Source organism: Sphingomonas sp. RIT328, from assembly GCF_000632225.1.
In the GTDB taxonomy this organism is placed as follows: domain Bacteria; phylum Pseudomonadota; class Alphaproteobacteria; order Sphingomonadales; family Sphingomonadaceae; genus Sphingomonas; species Sphingomonas kyungheensis.
On record NZ_JFYV01000001.1, the window covers coordinates 244,326 to 260,339 of the forward strand.

Below are 16,014 nucleotides of genomic sequence, written 5' to 3' on the forward strand. Positions count from 1 at the left end.
GATCGATACGAAAGGCCGATTATGTTCGGACTCACCAAGAAGGTGCGCTACGCCGTCGTCGCCGGCGGCCAGATCTCGCAGCAGGCATTCATGCCCGGCGTCGCGCGCACCAACAATTCGGAGATGGTCGCGCTGGTCACCGGCGATCCGGTCAAGGCCGACAAGCTCGCCAAACAGTATAAGCTCAAAGCCTATACCTACGAGCAATATGACGAACTGCTGCGGTCGGGCGAGATCGACGCCGTCTATGTCGCGACGCCCAACTTCCTCCACATGCAATATGCGGTGCCGGCGCTGGAAGCGGGCATCCACGTGCTGCTCGAAAAGCCGATGGCATCGAGCGTCGAGGAGGCCGAGCAGATCCTCGCCGCGCAGAAGAAGAGCGGCGCCAAGCTGATGATCGCCTATCGCCTGCACCACGAGCCCGGCACGGTCGAGATGGTCGCGCGTGCGCGCGGCAAGGAATTCGGCGAGCTGCGCAGCTTCGTTTCGGCCTTCTGCCAGAATGTCGCCGAGGCCAATTCGCGCGGCCACAACGGCTATTGGGGCGGGCCGGTGCCCGACATGGGCACCTATCCGCTCAACGCCGCGCGCAACCTCTTCTCGCTCGAGCCGATCGCGGTCCATGCCGTCGGCACCACGACGCCCAACCGCGGCTTCAACTTCCACGATACCGTCGCGGTGACGCTGACCTTCCCCGGTGAACGGCTCGCGCAATTCACCGTCAGCTACGCCACCGCCTCCGCCGAATTCTTCGAGTTGGTCGGCACGCGCGCGAGCATCTACGCCTCGCCCGCCTTCATGTTCGGTCCCAAGGTCGGCATCCGCTATGTCGAGAAGACCGAGGATGGCGAGAAGACGCACAGCTTCGATCCGGTCGAGCAGTTCGGCAACGAGACGCAATATTTCTCCGACTGTATCCTCAATGATCGCGAACCGGAGGCGAATGGGGAGGAAGGCTTGCTCGACATGCACGTCCTCGCCGCGGTCGAACGCTCGCTCGAGACGGGCGAGACGGTGACGCTGCCGCCGCGCACCCGCGATCGCCGCATCGACCCGAAGCAGGCGCTGACGCTCAAGCCGGCGAAGGAACCGGGCGAGGACGAGCTGATCAGCGTGATACCCCAGTCGGCGTAACGGGGCAGGGCTCCGGTCCCCTTGGATCGGTGGGCGACCCGCCATCGGGCCGCCCGGATTGCATGCACCTCCGTGTTGGGGCACATCGTTCCCCACGGGGGTGCGCGCGCGTTGATCGAGCTTCTTTTCGCCGCGGGGTCGATGGTTGCCCAATCCGTCTCACCCGCCACCGCGGCTGTGGCGCCACAATTGCGCAATGCCGAGGATGTCATCACATATTCGGATTATCCCGAAGAGGCGTTGCGTCGGCGCGAATATGGCATCACCTCGATCGTCCTGCAGGTGACGGCACAAGGTAGCATCTCGGCCTGCGCCGTTACGGAAAGCAGCGGATCACCAACACTCGATAGGAAGACCTGCGCCGTCTACGTCAAGCGGGCGCGGTTCACTCCGGCAACCGATGCGACCGGCCAGCCGATCGCTGCCGAGTTTCGGGTCGGAACGAGTTGGGGTGTCGAAGACCATCAGCCCAGTACGTTGATGTCCGTGCCGCTGCTGGTGAAGACGCTGCCACCCGAGTATCGTGATCCGGTCAAGGCGCGATTGCTGTTCGACGCGAGCGGGCGTGTTGCGCGCTGCGATGTCACTACGACGAGCGGCAGCGGCGCGGCGGATCGCGCGGCGTGCACCTATATCAGGACCATCCTGATCGTGACCCCGCCGAAGGCCGCAACGTCGGACGTGGCGCCGGTGGCCGTCCGCTATCTGACGGCAAGCTATCTCGTCCAGCCGGGCGAGACGGCCGCGCCGCGGTGATCGTCTGCCACCGCCGCACGCTGTCGGGCGGACGGTGGCGCGTCGATCAGAGGCGCTGACGATCGGAGGGCTTCCGCCGCGCCACCGCACCTGCTTAACTCACGCGATGCGTTACCTTTTATCCATCGCCATGCTCGCCGCCGCGCCCGCTTTCGCGCAGACCGCCGGCGCACCGGTCGACGCGGTCGATCCGCTGATCGGCACCGCGGGGGAAGGGCATACCTTTCCCGGCGCCACCGCGCCGTTCGGCATGGTGCAGCTGTCGCCCGATACCGATACCGGCTGCGAGATCCGCGCCTGCTACGGCCATGCCGCCGGCTATCACTATGAGGACCCGACGATCCAGGGGTTCAGCCACACCCACTTCTCGGGTGCCGGCCATTCCGATCTCGGCGACGTGCTGGTGATGCCGATGGCGGGGACGGTGCGGCTCGATCCCGGCGATCCGGCGCGGCCGGGATCGGGTTATCGGTCGCGCTTCGATCACGCCAGCGAGACGGCGCGGCCCGGCTATTATGCGGTGACGCTCGCCGACAGCGGTATCCGCGCCGAGCTGACCGCGGGGACGCGGATCGGCGTGCATCGCTATCGCTTCCCGGCGGGCAGCGCCGCGCATCTCGTCATCGACCTGCGCTCGTCGCTCTACAATTATCCGGGCAAGATCCTGTGGTCGGGGCTGCACCTGCGCGGCGACGGCATCCTCACCGGCTTTCGCGAGACGCGCGGCTGGGCGCCGGGGCGCAAGCTCTTCTTCGCGATGCATTTCTCCGCACCGCTCACCGACCATGCCTTCGTCGATCGTGATACCGCCGTGCCGTACAAGGGCTTCCAGGGGCCGGGGCGGGGCAGCGAGGCGCTCGCGGAAAAGCTGGGGCGGGCGCTCGAGGCGCGGCTCGATTTCGGCAGGCTTGCCGCGCCGCTCGAGGTCAGGGTCGCCTTATCTGGCGTCGACGAGGATGCCGCGGTCGCCAATCTCGCCGCCGAGCCGGGGGATTTCGACGCGATCCGCGCCGCCACGACCGCGGCGTGGAACGACGCGCTCGGCGCGGTGGCGATCGACGCGCCCGCGCCGATGCGCCGCACCGTCTATACCGCGCTCTACCATGCCCTGCTCGCGCCGAGCGTGTGGAGCGATGCGGACGGCCGGTATCGCGGGCCGGACGATCAGGTGCACAAGGCGGAGGGCTTCACCTTCCGCTCGACCTTCTCGCTATGGGATACGTTTCGCGCCGAACATCCGCTGCTGACGCTGATCCAGCCGGCGCAGACCACGGTCGACGTCGTCCGCTCGCTCGTCGCCAGCCGCGCGCATAGCCCCGACGGCATCCTGCCGGTGTGGCAGTTCGCCGGGCGCGAGACCTGGACGATGATCGGCTATCATGCCGCGCCGGTGATCGCCGACGCCTATCTGAAGGGTATCCGCGGCTTCGATGCCGATGCGGCGCTAGACGCGATGGTCGCGAGCGCGACCTATGCGCCCTATGGCGGGCTCGGCGACTATATGGCGCACGGCTATGTCCCGATCGACAAGGAGCCGGAAGCGGCGTCGAAGACGGTTGAATATGCCTATGACGACTGGACGATCGCGCGGATGGCGCGGGCGATGGGGCGGACCGCGATCGCCGACCGGTTCGACGCGCGCGCCGGCAACTGGCGCAACAGTTTCGACGCCAGGACCGGCTGGCTGCGCGCGCGCCTGTCGAGCGGCGCGTTCCGCACGCCGTTCGATCCGACCGCGATCAACTACGGATCGGATTATACCGAGGGCAATGCCTGGCAATATAGCTGGTTCATGCCGCAGGATCAGGCCGGCCTGTTCCGCCTGCTCGGCGGCGACGCCAAAGCGATTGCCAAGCTCGATGCGATGTTCGACTATGACACGAGCAAGCTCGACTATAGCCATGCCGAGGATATCGCCGGGCTGATCGGCCAATATATCCATGGCAACGAACCGAGCCATCACGTCGCCTATCTCTACAATTATGCCGGCGCGCCGTGGCGGACGCAGGAGCGGCTCGCGCAGATCGTCGCCTCGCAATACAGGCCAACGCCGGATGGGCTCGCCGGCAACGACGATCTGGGGCAGATGTCGGCATGGCTGGTGTTCACCGCGCTCGGTTTCTATCCGGTCGCACCGGGATCGAACGAATATGTCATCGGTCGCCCGTTCGTCGACCGCGCGGTGATGCGCCTGCCCGACGGCAAGAGCTTCACCGTCGTCGCCGATGGCCTGTCGCCGACGAACCGCTATGTCGCCGCGGTGACGCTCAATGGCAAGGCGCTGACCCGCAGCTTTCTGCGCGATGCCGAGCTGCGCGCGGGCGGCGAATTGCGCTTCCGCATGGCGGCGACGCCCGACCGCAGCTGGGGCCGGAGCCGTGCCGCGCGCCCCTATTCGCTATCGACGCGATGACCGCGCGCCCTTGTCTGCCGGCGCATATCGCATAGATAGGAGCGAGCGTCGCAGCCCGCGCGATGATCGGCTGCGACAGGGAGTGGGCGATGGCCTGGTATGAGAAGCTGGCCATAGTCGTCGGCATGGTGCTGTTCATGGAGTGTTTCGCCTGGGCGACGCACAAATATGTCATGCACGGCTGGGGCTGGGGCTGGCACAAATCGCATCATGAGCCGCATCAGGGCGCGTTCGAGAAGAATGATCTGTATGCGATCACCTTTGCGGTCATCGTGCTGGTGCTGTTCGTCGTCGGCCTGCGCTGGCCGCCCCTGTGGTGGGCGGCGCTCGGCATCACCGTCTATGGCGGCATCTACGCCTTTGTCCACGACATGATGGTGCATCAGCGGTTCGGCATGCGCTGGGTGCCGCGCCGCGGCTATTCGAAGCGCCTGCTGCAGGCCCATCGGCTGCACCATGCGGTCAAGGGCAAGGAGGGCGGGGTGAGCTTCGGCTTCCTGCTCGCGCCCGATCCGGTGAAGCTCAAGCGCAAGCTCGCCGAACGTCATTCGCGATGAGCGGGCGATGACCCGCGCCGCGACGACGCGGACCAGCCTGCTGCTGGCGCTGGCCATCGCCGGCGGCTGGCTGGCGATCCATATCGGCGGCATTTTCTTCTGGCGCTGGCAGCCCGCGACGCTGCCGGTCGCGGCGCTGCTCATCCTGGTGCAGGCATGGCTGAGCACCGGCCTGTTCATCATCGCGCATGACTGTATGCACGGATCCTTCGCGCCGGGGCGGCGGCGGTGGAATGCACTGGTCGGCACCGCCTGCCTCGGCGCCTATGCCGGCCTGTCGTATCGCGCGCTCTACCCGATGCATCACCGGCATCACGCCGCACCCGGCACCGAGCACGATCCCGATTTCCACGCCGGCGCGCCGCGGCGTGCGCTGCCGTGGTTCGTCCATTTCTTCCGCGGCTATTACACACACGGCCAGATTCTGCGGATCACCGTCGCGGCAATCGTCTACATGCTGCTCGGCGCGTCGCTGCTCAATATCGTGGTCTTCTGGGCGCTGCCGGCCCTGCTCGCGCTGGCGCAGCTCTTCCTGTTCGGCACCTATCTGCCGCACCGCCATGCCGATACGCCCTTTGCCGATGCCCATAATGCGCGCAGCAACGGCCTGTCGCCGCTCGCCTCGCTCGCCACCTGCTTCCACTTCGGTGCCTATCACCACGAACATCACCTCAGCCCGCAGACGCCGTGGTGGCAATTGCCGCGGGTGCGGCGCTAGGCGGCGTCAGGGCGCGGTCTTCACCTCGCGGCCGTGGTCGTCGATCGCCGCCTTGGGGGCTTCGGACATCGGGCTCGAACTGCCGGTGCCGCGGCCGCGCAGATGATCGATCTCCGCCTGACGGCGCTGGAGATAGAAGGTGCGCGTATTGGCATAGGGGTCGGCGGCATTGTCGTGCAGCTCGTGCAGCGTGTCGTCGAATTCGGCGCGATGGTCGAGCACGCCGAGCACCGCCGCGGGGACGACGAAGGCGGGCTTCGTCACCACGCGCCCGGCGGCGAGCGGCAGCACCAGCCGGTCGACCGCGCCGCCGAACAGGTCGCGCACCGTCGTCGGCCCGACCAGCGGCAGGAACATGAACGGCCCCGGCTTCACGCCGTAGAAGCCGAGCGTATCGGCGAAGCCATTGCCGCGGCGCGGCAGGCGGAAGGGTTTGCGCTTGGCGATGTCGAACGCGCCGAGCAGGCCGACGGTGGTGTTGATCCCGAACCGGCCGACCGTCTCGATCGCCTTGCCGATCTTGTGCTGGAGCAGGAAGTTGAGGAAGACGACCGGCTCGCGCAGATTGTAGAGGACGTTGTGGACGCCGTCGCGGAACGGCTTGGGCGCGGTCTTCTTATACGCGCGCGCGACCGGCGCGATCAGCGCCTTGTCGACGGCCTCGGTCGCCTCGAACGAGCGTTCGTTGACGGCGCGGAAAGGATCGATCTTCGCATCGCTGCGCCCGGTGATGACGATATCGGCCGGTTCGGTGATCGGTCCGGCAGGCAGCGGCTGCACCGTCTGCGGCAGGGCCGGCGGCGGCGTCTCCGGCGCAGCCATGGGCACCGGAACGGCGGGTGCGGCCTGATCGGCGGGTGCAACCTGATCGGGGGTCGGCGGAGCGGCCGGCGGCGCGACCGGCACGATGACGGGCGCGGTGTCGGTCGGGACGGTGGCGGGCGGGACTTGTGCCGGCGGTGTCTGCTGGGCGGGCGCAGAGGCGAGCGCCGAAACCGTCGTCCACACCACCCAATTCAGCATAAAACCCCATCAGCCGCGTTCGTGACTTTATAGCGGACGCGGGCCGATCAACCACAATTGCGCTTAACAAGCCACCAAGAAGCTGAGGACAGGGGCAAAAAGCGCCCGCCGACGGGCGGGCGCTTTTCCGGATCAGAGTCGCGACGCAGTGGTGTAGCGGGTGCGCTCGTTTTCAACCTGATCGGCGGTATAGGCCGGGGCGGCCTCGTCGAAGCCGGTCCAGCCGCTGTCGCGATAGGCAGCGCCGCGGGTCTGCGCGTCAACCGAGCGGTTGCGCTGGAGCACCGCCTCGGCCTCGCTCACCATATCATCCGGGACCCGCGCGCTGACCAGCGAGCCGCCGCGGCGGACGCCTTCGGCATAGACGTGCGCGTCGGCATCGTCATGGCCCGCATTCTTGAGCGCGCCGACGATGCCGCCGGTCGCCGCGCCGCCGGCCGCACCGATGCCGGCACCCGCTGCGGTCGCGGCGAGCCAGCCGGCGGCGACGATCGGGCCGAGACCCGGAATGGCGAGCAGGCCGAGTCCGGCAAGCAGGCCGCCGGCACCGCCGACGACCGCACCGGTCGACACGCCGCGGCTGACGTCGCCGTGATCGTCGACACCGTCATGATCCTGTTCGACATGCTCGCCGTGGCGCTTGTCGGCGTTGCTCGCGACGATGCTGATGTCGTCGTGCGACACGCCGAGCGATTCGAGTTCGCGTACCGCGGTGGTCGCATCGGCATAATCGTCGAACAGGCGGGTGATGGTCTGGGTCATGGTGTCTCTCCTGAAGGGTAGCGCGTCGGTCAGCGGGCGGTGATGTTGCCCTTGTAGTCGAGCATCACGGTGGCGCGCTTGCCGCCTTTCATCGCGCTGCCCTGCCACAGGCCGTCGCGCTTGGTCAGCTTGGTGACACCGGTATAGCCCGCCTTCGCGAAGCGGCCGCGCGCCTGGTCTTCGGTGAAGGAATTGGCGCCCTTGGCCGGCGCGGCGATGGTGTGCGGCGCACCGTTCTTGACCGCCGGATTGTGCGATCCTGCCTGATGGGACTGGGCCATCGCGCCACCGGCGCACAGGGTCATGGCGGCTGCCGCGATCACAAAGCGTTTCATGCAAACTCTCCTCTTCCGATCGGCGCCCAACGCGCGGCTTGGCGAAATGGAAGCAAGCTACTGAAAAGGTTTGGCAGTCAGGCCGGTCGGGTAGCTTTGTACCCAAGGCCGCGACACATGCGTTACAGACTATTGCTGATCAAAGGACCGCGATGCGCATTCCCCAGCCCGCCGAGCGCGGTGCCATTCTGAACGCCAAGCGCCAGCTCAAGATGGCGCGATCGACCCACGCCTATGTTCGCGGCAATACCGTGAAATTCTACGACTGGCTGGCGGAGTCGGCGGCGGCCAGACGGGTGCCGGCGGGGCCGGCGATCTGGATCTGCGGCGATTGCCATCTCGGCAATCTCGGCCCGATCAACGATGGCGACGGGCGCATCGCGATCCAGATCCGCGACCTCGACCAGGCGGTGATCGGCAATCCGGCGCATGACCTGATCCGGCTGGGCCTGTCGCTCGCCACCGCGGCGCGCGGCTCGGACCTGCCCGGCGTCACCACCGCGCATATGATCGAGGAGATGGCCGAGGGCTATGCACGGGCGATGCAGGACCCGGCGAGCGGCGACAGCGGCCCGGAACCCGACGTGGTGCGCAGCGTCCGCCGCCGCGCGCTCGGCCGGCGCTGGCGGCACCTTGCCAAGGAGCGGCTGCGCACCACCGAGCCGACGATCCCGCTCGGCCGCAAGTTCTGGCCGCTCGAGCCCGCCGAACGCGCCGCGCTCGCCGAGGCGCTCGCCGCGCCCGAGGTGTCGGCGATGGTGCTCGCGCTCGACGACAAGGACCGCGACCGTACCGTCCGGCTGGTCGACGCGGCCTATTGGATGAAGGGGTGCAGCTCGCTCGGCCTGCTGCGCTTCGCCGCGCTCGCCGGACTCAAGAACGCCAAGGGCCGCTCGGATTATGCGCTGATCGACCTCAAGGAGGCGACGACGCCGATCGCGCCCGCCGCACGCGGTGCGCGCATGCCCGCCGATCAGGCGGAGCGCGTCGTCGCCGCGGCGCGCGCGCTGTCGCCACACCTCGGCAGCCGGATGGTCGCGACTCGGCTGCTCGACCGCTCCTTGTTCGTGCGCGAATTGTCGCCGCAGGACCTCAAGATCGAGGTCGAGCAGTTCAGCGCGGGCGAGGCGGTCAAGGCGGCGCGCTATCTCGCCTTCGTCGTCGGCAAGGCGCATGCCCGCCAGCTCGATGCGGACGGCCGCGCCGCCTGGGCAGAGGTGATCGGCGCGGATCGCCGCGGGCGTATCGATGCGCCGGGCTGGCTGTGGGAGAGCGTCGTCGCCCTCGCCGGGCGGCATGAGGCGGGCTATCTCGACCATTGCCGCGACTATGCGCTGGCGAGCTGACGGTCAGCCGAGCCAGCGTTGCAGGCGGGGGCGATAGCGCAGGAAGCGACGATAGCCGCGCTCCAGCCAGCGCAGCGCTATCGGATGGCGGGCGACGAGGCCGAGCGGGCGAAGCAGCGGGATCGCGCGCCACATCGCCGCAAAGGCGGCGGCGCCCGACAGCAGCACGCCATCCTCGCGGGCATGGAATCGGTCGAGCAGGGCGGCGCGATCGATCGGGCAGGCGGTGTCGGGATCGGTCGCGTCGACGAAGCGGATCGCGCCGCGCGTATCGAGCCGCCGCATGAGGGCGATCTCGCGTCGGCACAACGGGCAGGCGCCGTCATGCCAGACGGTGAGGCGGGGTACGGTCATCCGCTTCCAATGAACGGCGGGCCGTTCCGGTTGCTCCGGCACAAATTCCCCGCCACGCCGGACCGGCGTGACGGGGCAGGTTGGGGGCAGGGGAAACGGCTTAGAAGCGCGCGCGGACGCCGAGACGATAGAAGCGGCCGAGCGTGTCGTAGAGCGCCGGATTGACGTCGAGCCCGGTGTTGGTCTGCGGCGAGGCTTCCGGATCATGATCGAACAGATTGTCGACCTTGAAGAACATGCTGACCTGCTTGGTCACGTTGAGCGAGCCGCCGATGTCGAAATAGAAGGCGCCCTTCATCTTGTTGTAGTCGATGGTCGGATTGTTGGCGGTCGAGACCGGGCAGTTGGTCGAGCAGACGATATATTGATTGCCGAAGACGCCGTCGCTGAACCAGCGCTCCTGGAGCAGCAGGCTGAACCGGTCATTGTCGTAGGTCTGGACCGCCAGCCACTTCCAGCTCGGCGTCGCCCCCGAATTGGCGCCGGCGCTGTCGACCGGGATGGTGCCGGGCAGGCCGGGATCGGTGATGAAATTGATGACATGGGTGCCAAGGCCGCGCAGCGTGAAATTGCCGCCGAGGCCGAGCGGATTGCGCCACTGGTAGCTCGCCTCGATGTCGAAGCCCTCGGTCTTGATCGAGGCGAGGTTGAATGACTGGACGTTGACGAACGCGGTCTGGTTGCTGCCGACCGGCACGTCGAGATTGAATGCGCCGCAGGTGTCCGGCAGGTTGGAGATATAGCAGAGGTTGACGATCTGCTGCGCCGACAGGCTGGAGACGACGTCGCTGACCTTGATCTTGTAATAGTCGAACGACAGGCTGAGCCCCGGCAGCCACGACGGCCGCGCATAGACGATGCCGGCCTCGGTGCTGCGCGCGGTTTCGGGGCGCAGATTGGGGTTGCCGATCGTATTCTGGATGATCAGCAGCTGGCGCCCGTTGGGATTGGCCGTCGTCTTGCGCGGATCGGTGAAGTTGGGAACGGTGGTGGTCGTCGGTGCGGCGAACAGTTCGGACAGGTTCGGCGCGCGCACGTCGCGCGACGTCACCGCGCGCAGGCGCAGGCCGTCGAGCGGCGTGTCCCAGGTGCCGCCGACCTTCCACGCGTAGATCACGCCCGAGGTCGAATATTTGGTCGCGCGGCCCGCGCCGTTGATGCTCGCCTTGCCCAGCGCCGCCGAGTCGAGGATCGGCAGGTTGAGTTCGAGGAAGCTTTCGTAGACGTGATACTTGCCCGAGCCGTTCTTGTAATTGCCGGCATACCAGTTGCTGCCGACCGTCGAATTGAGGATCGGATCGGCGGGATAATCGGCCGAATTGGGGCTGATATCCGAGACGCCGGCGCCGTACGGATCGGCATTCACGCGATAGGCCTCACGCCGGTATTCGACACCCATCGCGATGGCGAGCGGACCGGCCCACAGGTCGATCGGCGTGCCCGAGATGCTGGCGGCGGCGGCATCCTGCGTCTGGCGGGTATGCTGGAACGGCCCGTTTTCCGGCACGATATAGGCGAGCGCCGCGGCGGACGGCGTCGCACCGCCGAAGATGTTGATCGGCTGGCAGCCGTTGGCGCGCGCGGTCGCATTGGCGCAGACGATCTGGCCGTTGAGCGTCGTTGCGTTGATCGCCTGGTTGTACCGGCCGTTCAGGCTGATGTTGTCGACATTGATGTCGGTGATGTTGATGCCGTGCTCGTAATAGATGTCATAGGTCCAGCTGGACCCGACCAGATCGGCCTTGCCCTTCAGACCGCCGACGAAGCGATACTGGCGGCGATCGGTGTTGACCTTGATGTTCGGCAGGATCGCGTTGCTGAGGCCATAGCCGAAGGTGGTGATGCCGTTGGCGGCGCAGGCGGCGCTGATCGACGCGGGCAGATAGGGATTGGAGCACTGGATGGTCAGCCCGGTCTTCGAGGCGCCGGGGTTGGGCTGGTTGTTGGTCTTGACCTGCGCGATATTGGCGGTGACGTACAGCTCGGTGTCCGGCGCGATGTCATAGCCGACGCGGGTATAGCCGTTGATCCGCTGCAACGCCGATTGCAGCGACGTGCCCGAGCCGACGTGGCCCGACTGATCGCCGCCGACGCAGAAGCCGACATAGCAGCCGATGACGTTGCCGCCCGCGGTCTTCGACGGCACGCCGTTCGATCCGTACTGGAACGGGAAGGGGTTGCCGTTGACGTCGAACGCCGTGCCCTGGAGCGGGCCGCTGCTGATCAGGCCGTATTTCGTATATTGATAGGCCTGTGCATGGTCGCGATAGAGGAATTGCGGCGTGCCGCCGGCGCGGTTGCCGGTGTCGACCAGGGTCGAGGCGCGATACCAGTCGCGGCTGCCGGCGAGGTCCTCGCCGAAATTGCCCGGGCCGACGCCCTGATCCTTGGCATATTCGCCACTGAGGATGACGTGGAGCCTCTCGCCTGCGAACGCCTTGCCGACTGCGAGCTGCGCCAGCACCTGACCATCGTCGCCATAGGTCGTCACGCCGGTCTGCAGATTGCCCTTGACGCCGGTGAAGCGGGTGTCGGTGATGAAGTTGACGACACCGCCGACCGCATCCGATCCGTAGGAGGCGGAGGCGCCGCCGGTGACGATGTCGACGCGCTTGATTAGCAATTGCGGGAACTGGCTGATGTCCGTCACGCCGGTGACGTTGGCGCCGATGACGCGCTGTCCGTCGAGCAGGGTCAGGGTGCGGATCGTGCCGAGGCCGCGCAGCGACAGCGAGCTGAGACCCTGCTGGCCGCTCGAGGTGCTGAACGTCCCCGTCGTCGCGCCGGTCGATCCCTGCAGCGAAGGCAATTGGACGACGGTGTTGAAGATGTTCGACTGGGCGTTCTGCTGGATCTGCTGTTCGCCGATCACCGTCGTCGGGGTCGGCGCGCTGAAGCCGTTGGCGGTGATGCGCGTCCCGGTGACGACGATGTCGCTCGCCGGCGTCTCGACCTGCGGTGCGTCGGCGGTGCCGTCGGTGGTGGTGGTCGGCTTGGTCAGCTGGTCGGGCGCGGCGGGGTCGGCGGAGCGGGTCGAATCGGGCACCGCCGACTGGTCCTGCACCAGCGGCTGCGCGACCGCCGGCATCGCGATCAGCATCGCCGCGAGCGCCATCGCGCTGGTAGCGCTACCCGACATTGCCGTGAAACGCCGTCGCGTGCGCGAGACCTTGCTCATCGTCCATCCCCTTGCTGACAGGCTAGTGCCGACCGTTCCGGCCTGATCCCTGATCTTGGCTTCTGCTTACGCAAAGACGGGGGCGACGGCATCTACGACCAAAGTCGATCAAGCCGGCAGGGACATATGGTAGCGCCGTCGCCCGAGACGCGCGGACGCACGTTTCGCGGGCAGGAACCGCCCCCGACATGCGCGCTGCCGCGCATGCCGGTGAAAGGACGTTACGGACGCGCGGTGTAGAGCGCGTGGTGGGTGACGATCAGCAGCGTCCGCCCGTCCGCGCCGCCGAACAGCAATTGCAGCGGCCGGTCGGGCACGTCGATCCGCCCCGTCTCGCGGCCATCGGCGGCATAGACGAAGATCTGTGCGTTGGCGACGTAGACGCGGCCGTCGGGGCCGGCGACGACGCTCTCGCCGCCGCGCGGCGCGAACGGCTTGAGGTCGGTGATCGCGCCGCCGGCGCCGACGAGGCCGCTGTAGGTGCGGTCTTCCGAACCGTTGGGCACATAGAGTCGCTCACCGGGTTTGGCGGTGACGAGGCCATAGGTGTCGAGCGTATCGGAGAAGCGCCAGCCGCGATGATCCGCCGGCCCCTGCTGCCAGACGCGGAACGCCGGCAGCGCAAGGCTGCCGTCGGGCGAGACATATTCCCGCGCCTTGGGCTCGGCGACGTCGCGCGCGAACATTTCGGCGAGCGTGGTGAAATGGTCGGTCGCGGGGTCATATTGATCGCGGAACTCGCCGTTGACCCACAGGCTGGCAGGCAAGGCGAGGCGCGGATGCGGCCTGGTCGGCGTCGCGGGCAGCACGGTGATCGCGGCGGGGTGGGCGGGATCGAGGCTGTAGACGGTGCCCGCAGCACCGGCCGAGGACAGGACCATCAGCTTGCCCGACCGGTCGACCGCGAGGTTGACCGCGTCGAGCGGCGCATCGGCGACCACCGACAGCCCGTCGCCGGCGGTCCAGCGGTGGATCCGCTGCATCGGCCGATCGACGAAGTAGAGCGCGCCCGCGGCATCGACCGCGCCGCCGCCCAGAGCGTGAAAGCCCTCGGCGACCCTGGTCACCGCGACGCCGGCCGACGGTGGGGCGACCGGCGCGTCGCCGACATCGAGCACGGCGAATTCGCGCTCGCGGACCTCGGTGCCGCGGGTGATATCGCGGATCGCGTTTTCGTACGGGTATTTGCTCGCGCGCAGATAGGTGCCGCAGCCGGCTTCGTCGCAGGTCGCAAAGCCGCTTTCCGCATTAACATGCACGTTGCGGAAGCGGATGTTGCTCGATCCGGTCAGCGTGATCGCATCCGGCGCGGCTTGCAGCGAGCGGGTGACGCGATAGGCGTGGAGATTGGCGAACAGGATGTCGCGCGAGTTGCGGATCTCGAACGCCACCGTATCGCGGCTCTCGCCCGCTTCCTCCTCGGTCTGCGGCGCGAGGAACTCCCAGTTGCGCACATGGTCGAGGACGATCTCGGCGCGGCGATGATGCTCCGCCGACATCTGGTAGACGTGACCCGGCGTGGCGGTGTCGGTGACGAGCAGGCCCGCCGAGGCATAGGTGCTCGGCGTCCACAGCCCGTTGAACGTGCCGCCGCCGCCGTCGGTCACCCACAGGCTGGCGTTCTGCCCGTCCCAGCGCTGGAGCGGATCGGGGTCGCCGCTGTGATCGGCGTTATAGGGATCGAAGCGGCTGCCGTCGGCGCGGAAGGTGCCGTGCCCGCCCTGGAACTTGACGTCGTCGACCAGCGAGCGTTCGCCCGCCCGCCACAACAGGGCGGTGGCGCGCGGATTGCGTCCGCCGGTGGCGAGGCCGAGGCCGGAGACGATCGCGTCGCCACCGCGCGCGCTTGCGATCAGGGCATGCGGCGCGCCGATGCCGCGATAGGCGGGGCTGTCGTCGGCGAGCACGATCTGGGTGAGGCTGGGGTGGAGGCCGATCAGCACGCTGTCGGGACGCAGCGTCAGCGTGTCGCTGACCCGGTAGAAGCCGGCGGGGAAATAAAGCACCTTGCGGCTCGCTATGGCCTTGCGCAGTGCCTCGGTATCGTCGGTGCTGCCGTCGCCGGTGACGCCGAGATCGCGGACGTTGGTCCAGCTCGCGACCGGCGGCAGCGCGCGGATCGCCGGCGCCGGCCGTTTGGCGCCACCGGTCAGCGGCACCGCATCCATCCGCGTCGCGAACGTCCCCATCGCGCCGAGTGCCGGCAGCGTCAGGCCGTAGGTGAAGGCGCGCACCCGATAGCGCGCCGCCGGGCCTGCCACCGTCCGGCCGCTGTCGCGGAAGCGCGCGAACACCGGCGTTCCGGTGGCGGTCGCATCCTCGAAGCCGATCTGCGTATAGGCATTGCCTTCGTTGCTGATGATGACGCCGGCCTTGGCGACATTCTCGAACCGGACCTGCTTGCCCCACAGCCAGTCGCCATAGCCGCGGTCGATCTCGATCCCGACGGGCACGTTGCGGAAGACGGTGTTGACCAATGTCAGCCCCGCCTCATGCTCGCGGATCGCCGCGTCGCGCTGACCCTCGAAGGTCGCGTCGAGCAAGGTGTAGGGCCAGGCGGGGGAGGGCTTTTCGGTGAGGATGCCATAGCGGCCGCCGAAGAAGCGCAGGTCCTGCCCGACGTTGCCGACCTGATAGATGCCGGCGAGCGCGGAGCCGAGATGGAAGTCGATATGCGACAGATAGGCGTTCTGCGCGGCGTGGAAGCGGACCGCGGTCGCCGCCGGATTGCCCTCGCCGATGACGAAGTCGACGTTGGCCATCGACGAATAGAAGGTGCCGGAATTGGCGTCGGCGATGGCGGGATCGAACGGCACGCTGGTCGGCGGCGGCACCGGCACCACGCGCGGCGTCTCACCCGACTTGGTCGGCAGCGTGCCGGTGAAGAACACCATGCTGCCGACCCCGGTCTGGAAGCCGGGCGTGTTCGCCGCAAGCAGGATCACCGGCCGCCGCTTGCCGACGCCGAACAGCCGCACGCCCGGTCGCATGAACAGCGTGCGGGTGATCCGGTAGCGCCCTTCCGGCAGGAAGACGATGCCGCCGCCACCCTGCGCGGCGACCGAGTCGATCGCGCGCTGGATCGTCGCGCCGTCGTCGGCGATGCCGTCGCCCGTCGCGGCGACGGTGACGGCGCGCGGATCGGCCGGCGCGGCGGTCAGGCTCGACACCGATGGCGTCGGCGCGGCGGCGAACAGCGGCGCGGCGGTGCCGGCGAGCAGCAGCATGGCGACGGGGGGAAGGCGGCGCGCCGCGCGGGGCCTGATCGTCATCACGGCGAATTCCTTGTCAAAACGGGGCCGGAGCGCCGGTGCGCCCGAAGTAGGAGCGGCTGCGGCAGGCGACGATTGCGACAAAGGTCGTAATGGTCAGCCGGGCACGGACGCGGGATAGCAGCGTTATCCACACGCCGGCGCTCGGCCGGCGTCGAACGCA

The 16,014-nt window shown here is 67.8% G+C and carries 12 protein-coding genes; 6 read left to right on the plus strand and 6 right to left on the minus strand.

The genetic code is table 11. The features are described from left to right. The first annotated feature begins 21 nt into the window (after nucleotides 1–21). The 5 genes from BW41_RS01185 (at nucleotide 22) to BW41_RS01205 (ending at nucleotide 5,581) form a co-directional block, all read left to right on the plus strand. Complete coding sequence (locus BW41_RS01185; protein ID WP_037530482.1) at nucleotides 22–1,137, plus strand: Gfo/Idh/MocA family protein; 1,116 nt, start codon at nucleotides 22–24, stop codon at nucleotides 1,135–1,137. A 111-nt stretch (nucleotides 1,138–1,248) separates the two neighbouring features. Further along, nucleotides 1,249–1,893 (plus strand): energy transducer TonB, encoded by a 645-nt coding sequence (locus BW41_RS19905; RefSeq protein ID WP_081792821.1) that lies wholly within the window; start codon nucleotides 1,249–1,251, stop codon nucleotides 1,891–1,893. Between the two features lie 106 nt (nucleotides 1,894–1,999). Continuing rightward, a complete protein-coding gene (locus BW41_RS01195) occupies nucleotides 2,000–4,306 on the plus strand; it encodes a GH92 family glycosyl hydrolase (RefSeq protein WP_037530483.1) in 2,307 nt (768 codons plus the stop codon). An 89-nt stretch (nucleotides 4,307–4,395) separates the two neighbouring features. Beyond that, the gene (locus BW41_RS01200) at nucleotides 4,396–4,863 is read left to right on the plus strand and encodes a sterol desaturase family protein (RefSeq protein ID WP_037530485.1); all 468 of its coding nucleotides are present in this window, start codon (nucleotides 4,396–4,398) and stop codon (nucleotides 4,861–4,863) included. Nucleotides 4,864–4,870: 7 nt separating this feature from the next. Then, a complete protein-coding gene (locus BW41_RS01205; protein ID WP_037530486.1) occupies nucleotides 4,871–5,581 on the plus strand; it encodes a fatty acid desaturase in 711 nt (236 codons plus the stop codon). Nucleotides 5,582–5,587: 6 nt separating this feature from the next. Here the strand turns inward: BW41_RS01205 and BW41_RS19910 are convergent, their stop codons facing one another. The 3 genes from BW41_RS19910 to BW41_RS01220 form a co-directional block, all read right to left on the minus strand. Further along, complete coding sequence (locus BW41_RS19910) at nucleotides 5,588–6,604, minus strand: MlaA family lipoprotein (RefSeq protein ID WP_051583157.1); 1,017 nt, start codon at nucleotides 6,602–6,604, stop codon at nucleotides 5,588–5,590. A gap of 132 nt (nucleotides 6,605–6,736) precedes the next feature. Further along, a complete protein-coding gene (locus BW41_RS01215) occupies nucleotides 6,737–7,366 on the minus strand; it encodes a hypothetical protein (RefSeq protein WP_037530488.1) in 630 nt (209 codons plus the stop codon). A 29-nt stretch (nucleotides 7,367–7,395) separates the two neighbouring features. Further along, nucleotides 7,396–7,701: a hypothetical protein gene (locus tag BW41_RS01220; protein ID WP_037530491.1), complete on the minus strand. Its 306-nt coding sequence runs from the start codon at nucleotides 7,699–7,701 to the stop codon at nucleotides 7,396–7,398. A gap of 152 nt (nucleotides 7,702–7,853) precedes the next feature. Between BW41_RS01220 and BW41_RS01225 the strand changes: the two genes are divergently transcribed. After that, nucleotides 7,854–9,047, plus strand: a complete 1,194-nt coding sequence (locus BW41_RS01225) for a DUF2252 family protein (RefSeq protein WP_200870315.1) — start codon at nucleotides 7,854–7,856, stop codon at nucleotides 9,045–9,047. A gap of 3 nt (nucleotides 9,048–9,050) precedes the next feature. Here BW41_RS01225 and BW41_RS01230 read toward each other — a convergent pair whose 3' ends face one another. The 3 genes from BW41_RS01230 to BW41_RS01240 all read right to left on the minus strand — a co-directional run bounded on the left by BW41_RS01230 (nucleotide 9,051) and on the right by BW41_RS01240 (nucleotide 15,851). Then, complete coding sequence (locus BW41_RS01230) at nucleotides 9,051–9,401, minus strand: thiol-disulfide oxidoreductase DCC family protein (RefSeq protein WP_037530494.1); 351 nt, start codon at nucleotides 9,399–9,401, stop codon at nucleotides 9,051–9,053. A gap of 100 nt (nucleotides 9,402–9,501) precedes the next feature. Beyond that, on the minus strand, nucleotides 9,502–12,579 hold the full coding sequence (locus BW41_RS01235) for a TonB-dependent receptor plug domain-containing protein (protein ID WP_037530497.1): 3,078 nt from the start codon (nucleotides 12,577–12,579) through the stop codon (nucleotides 9,502–9,504). A gap of 221 nt (nucleotides 12,580–12,800) precedes the next feature. Next, nucleotides 12,801–15,851 carry a glycosyl hydrolase family 28-related protein gene (locus BW41_RS01240; RefSeq protein ID WP_051583158.1) on the minus strand — a complete coding sequence of 1,017 codons (3,051 nt, stop codon included), beginning with the start codon at nucleotides 15,849–15,851 and terminating at the stop codon, nucleotides 12,801–12,803. Between the last annotated feature and the right edge of the window lie 163 nt (nucleotides 15,852–16,014).